This is a genomic window from Ramlibacter sp., assembly GCF_035706265.1.
GTDB lineage: Bacteria > Pseudomonadota > Gammaproteobacteria > Burkholderiales > Burkholderiaceae_C > Ramlibacter.
Window position 1 is genome coordinate 1 of the sequence record NZ_DASSVG010000042.1, and the last position, 4,343, is coordinate 4,343.

4 protein-coding genes are annotated in these 4,343 nt (G+C 70.6%); all 4 read right to left on the reverse strand.

Going from position 1 to position 4,343, the window contains the following annotated elements; all coding sequences use genetic code 11:
- The coding region (coaD, locus tag VFM98_RS01395) for a pantetheine-phosphate adenylyltransferase (RefSeq protein WP_325108096.1) at positions 1 to 488 on the reverse strand (488 nt) is incomplete at its 3' end.
- A gap of 47 nt (positions 489 to 535) precedes the next feature.
- A complete protein-coding gene (gene rsmD, locus VFM98_RS01400; protein ID WP_325108097.1) occupies positions 536 to 1,126 on the reverse strand; it encodes a 16S rRNA (guanine(966)-N(2))-methyltransferase RsmD in 591 nt (196 codons plus the stop codon).
- 182 nt (positions 1,127 to 1,308) lie between these two features.
- A complete protein-coding gene (locus VFM98_RS01405; RefSeq protein WP_325108098.1) occupies positions 1,309 to 2,664 on the reverse strand; it encodes a pitrilysin family protein in 1,356 nt (451 codons plus the stop codon).
- Between the two features lie 73 nt (positions 2,665 to 2,737).
- A complete protein-coding gene (locus tag VFM98_RS01410) occupies positions 2,738 to 4,159 on the reverse strand; it encodes a pitrilysin family protein (RefSeq protein ID WP_325108099.1) in 1,422 nt (473 codons plus the stop codon).
- Between the last annotated feature and the right edge of the window lie 184 nt (positions 4,160 to 4,343).

Below are 4,343 nucleotides of genomic sequence, written 5' to 3' on the forward strand. Positions count from 1 at the left end.
AGGCTGCGGACCTTTTCCACCAGGCGCTGCTGCACGCTGGGCGAGACGAACTGGTGGACCTCGCCGCCGAGGACGGCGATCTCGCGCACGAAGGTGCTGGAGATGAACTGGTACTTGTCGCTCGGGGTCAGGAACACCGTCTCCACTTCCGGCATCAGGTGGCGGTTCATGCCGGCGAGCTGGAATTCGTAGTCGAAGTCGGTGACCGCGCGCACGCCCCGCACCATGGCCTTGCCGCCGCGTGCCACGACGAAGTCGCGCACCAGGCCGCTGAAGCCTTCCACCGTCACCTGCGGGTATTGCGCCAGCGCCTCGCGGGCCATGTCGATGCGCTCCTGCATCGTGAAGAGCGACTTCTTGTGGTGGCCCGCCGCCACGGCGACGATCAGGCGGCCGAACAGCTGGCAGGCCCGCTGCACCACGTCTTCGTGGCCCAGCGTCATGGGGTCGAAGGTGCCGGGATAGACGGCGAGGACGTCGGTGGCCATTGGAATCTCCTGGACGCCGGCGGCGCCGGCACGCGCTTTGCGCCGGATTATGCAGTGCGGCGCAGCAGGTGCCCGTGGACGGCGCCGGCCTTCAGGTGCCGCAGCGCCTCCAGCCCGTGACGCGCAAGGGCCTCGCCTTGCCAGAGGCTGGGCGCTTCGAGGTAGATGAAGCCGTTCGGCGCCAGCGCGGGCAGCGCCGCCGCGAGCGCCTTGTCGAACAGGTCGGCCTCGAAGGGCGGATCGAGGAACACGAGGTCGGTGCCGCCGGCGGGCAGGCTTGCGAGCACCGTCAGCGCGTTGCCCCGCTGCACCCGCACGTTGCCCGCATCCAGGCGCTTCACCACGGCACGCAGGGCATCGACCAGCCCGCCGTCGGCCTCCACCAGCAGCACGTCGGCCGCGCCGCGCGAGGCCGCCTCGAGCCCCAGCGCGCCGCTGCCGGCGAAGGCGTCGACGCAGCGCCAGCCCGCCAGGTCCTGCCCCAGCCAGTTGAACAGCGTCTCGCGCACGCGGTCCGGCGTCGGCCGCAGGCCGGGGCGCTCGGGCACATCCAGCTTGGTGCGCTTCCACTGGCCGCCGATGATGCGGACCTGGTTCGGAAGGCTGCGGCGGGCGGGGGACTGGGCGGGTCGGGGCATGCGGGGCGGCGGCTCAAAAAAAAGGGCACGGCCCTGCGGCCGTGCCCGACTCTCTCCCTGTGAAACTCTCTCGCGTGCTCGCAAGAAATGCGTGACAGCGCCATCGAATTGTTGAGGCTCTTGCAAAGTGCTGCACGCGATCCCCTGTCAAGATTGACAGGTGCGCAAGGGCTCCAGGGGCTTCACTGTCGGGCCGACGCCACGCCGGCGCCACCTACGACCACCGTCACCATGCGATCGGGCTGCACCTTGCGCGCGAAGGCGGCCTTCACGTCGGCGGCGGTGACCTTCTCCACCTGCCTGGTCCAGGTGTCCAGGTAATCGAGCGGCAGGTCGTACCAGGCGATGTTGGCCAGGTTGTCCACCAGCTTGCGGTTGCTGTCGATGCGCAGGGCGAAGCCGCCGATCATGAAGTCCTTGGCCGCCTTGAGTTCGGCCTCGGTGGGGCCTTCGGCCACGAAGCGGCGCAGCACGTCGCGCGAGACCTGCACCGCCTGCGCGGCCTGGTCGGGGCGGGTCTGCAGGCCCATGGTGAACGCGCCGGCGTGCAGGCCGGGCGCGAAGTAGCTGTAGACGCTGTAGCTCAGGCCGCGCTTCTGCCGCACTTCCTCCGACAGGCGCGAGACGAAGCCGCCGCCGCCCAGGATGTAGTTGCCCACCAGCAGCGGGAAGTAGTCGGGGTCGGAGCGCTTGTAGCCCGGCTGGCCGATCAGCACGTGGGCCTGGGCCGAGGCGAAGGGGATGTTGCGCTCGGCGGGGGCGCTGAGCGCCGGCACTTCCGCGACCGGCGGCAGCGGTTCGCAGCGGCCCGCGGGCAGGCGCGACAGCAGCGTGGTCGCGATCTGGTCGGCCTGCTCCCGCTTGACGGCGCCGACGATGCTCACTTTCGCGCGGCAAGGCAGGATCGCCGCGTAGAAGTTGCGCATGTCCTGCACCGAGATGCGACCGAGCGATTCCTCGTTGGTGTCGTAGCCGTAGGGATGGCCGCCGTAGACCGCGGTACCGAAGGCGCGCGCGGCCACCGTGCCGGGCCGCGTGTTCGATTCGCGGATGGCGGCCACCAGGCGCTGGCGCTCGCGCTGCCAGATGTTGTCGGGGAAGGAGGGCTCGCCCAGTTCGCGCGCGGCCAGCTTCACGGCCTTGTCCAGGAGGTCCGGATAGGTCAGCGAGCGCAGCGAAAAGCTCATGCGGTCCATGCTCGCCCCGCCGCCGAAGGAGGCGCCGAGGTCGGCCCAGGCTTCACCGAGCTGGTTCTCGTCCAGCGCCGGCTCGCCGTTGCGCGCCGCGATGCCCTTGGAGGTCATCTCCGCGGTCACGCCGGCCAGGCCCGCCTTGTCGGCGGGGTCGCGCCGGTCGCCGGCGTCGAAGTCGATCTCGACGTCCACCATCGGCAGGCTGGGGCTCTCGATCAGCCAGACCTGGGCACCACTGGGTTGCTGCCATTTCTGGATCGGCAGGGCGGCCGAAGCCGGGGCGACGAAGCTGCAGGCGAGCAGGCCGACGAGCGCGCCGCGCGCCAGGAAAGTCGTGAAATGCATGGAATCCTCTCGTGGGCTGGTGGTGTGCTGCGCGAACCGCAGGCTGGTGGTGAGCCTTGCGAACCCCAGCATCTCAGTGGCGAAGCGGAACCGCCGGCGTGCGCGGCTTGCGATTGGGATCGACCGGCAGGGGCCGCAGGATGCCCACGGTGAGCTGGTCGTCGCCGAAATAGCGCGCGGCCACCGACTTCACCTGCTCCGGCGTCACCTCGCGCAGGCGCGCCATCAGGCGTTCGTCGGCGTCGATGGGCATGCCCATCACCCACGCACCTCCGAGCTCGCGCGCCTGGTTCATCACCGAGTCCAGCTTGTAGATCTCGCCGGCGATCCAGCGCGTCTTGACGCGCTGCAGTTCGGCCTCGCTCACGCCTTCGCGCGCCACCCGCGCCACCTGTTCGCGCAGCGCCTTCTCCACCTGCTCCGGCGTCTTGCCGGCCGCCGGCACGCCGGCCAGCGTGAAGAGCTGCGGCCCGCGGCCCCACAGGCCGTTGCCGGCATCGACGCTGTCGGCCACGCGGTCCGGCCCTTGCGTCAGCGCACGGTCCAGGCGCGCGCCTTCGTAGCCATCGAGCACGCCGGAGAGCACGGTGAGCGCCAGCGCGTCGTCGTTGGCGGGCGTGCGCTCGAAGGAGGTGAGCTGCGGCACCTTGAAGGCCAGCGCCACGTACGACTGCTCCGCCGGCGCCTTGAATTCGACCCGGCGGATGCCGTGCTGCGGCGGCTCCGTGCGCGGCTTGCGCGCCGGCACCGGCTTGGCCGGGATGCTGCCGTAGTACTTGTCGACCAGGGTGCGGACCTTGGCCGGGTCGACGTCGCCGGCGATGATCACCGCCGCATTGGCCGGCACGTACCAGCGGCGCCAGAATTCGCGCGCATCGGCCGGCGTCATCGCCTCCAGGTCGCTCATCCAGCCCACCACGGGGCGGCGGTAGGGCGACTCGGTGTAGGCCACCGCGCTCAGCTGCTCGTACAGCAGGCCGCGCGGGTTGTCCTCGGTGCGGGAGCGACGCTCCTCCTTCACAACTTCGAGCTCGCGCTTGAATTCGTCGTCCGGCCACTGGTTGTGGGCGAAGCGGTCGGATTCCAGCTTGATCACGTCTTCCAGCCGGTTGGCCGGGATCTGCTGGAAGTAGCCGGTCTGGTCGCGGGTGGTGAAGGCGTTCTCGCGGCCGCCCAGGGCAGCGACCTTGCGCGAGAACTCGCCGGGGCCGGTGGTGGGCGTGCCCTTGAACATCATGTGTTCCAGCACGTGGGCGACGCCGGTGGTGCCGTCGACCTCGTCCATCGCGCCCACGCGCAGGTAGACCATGTGGACGGCGGTGGGCGCACGCCGGTCCGGCTTGATGATCACGGTCATGCCGTTGGCCAGCTGGTACTGGACCGGCTTCTCCTGGGCCGGCGCGGGCCCGGAGATCTGGCCGTGCGCGGCCGGAAGCAGCGCCAGCGGCAGCGCGGCCGCCAGCGGGAGGATCAGGGAGCGCAGGTGTCGTTTCATAGAATCGTGTGATTCTAGAAACCTCTCCGATGTTCAGCTTCTTCCGGAAAAAGCCGCCCGCCACGCCGGCGCCCCCTGCCGCGCCCGCACCCGCCCCGGCGGCCGAACCGGCCCCGGTGTCTGCCGCCGTCCCTGCGGCCGCCGCGTCTGCCGGGGCGGCCGCTCCCCCCACCGCGGCACCAGC

Coding starts and splice junctions, on each gene's coding strand:
- rsmD (WP_325108097.1), bottom strand. CDS start 1,126: ATGCCCCGACCCGCCCAGTCCCCCGCCCGCCGCAGCCTTCCGAACCAG.
- VFM98_RS01410 (WP_325108099.1), bottom strand. CDS start 4,159: ATGAAACGACACCTGCGCTCCCTGATCCTCCCGCTGGCGGCCGCGCTG.
- VFM98_RS01405 (WP_325108098.1), bottom strand. CDS start 2,664: ATGCATTTCACGACTTTCCTGGCGCGCGGCGCGCTCGTCGGCCTGCTC.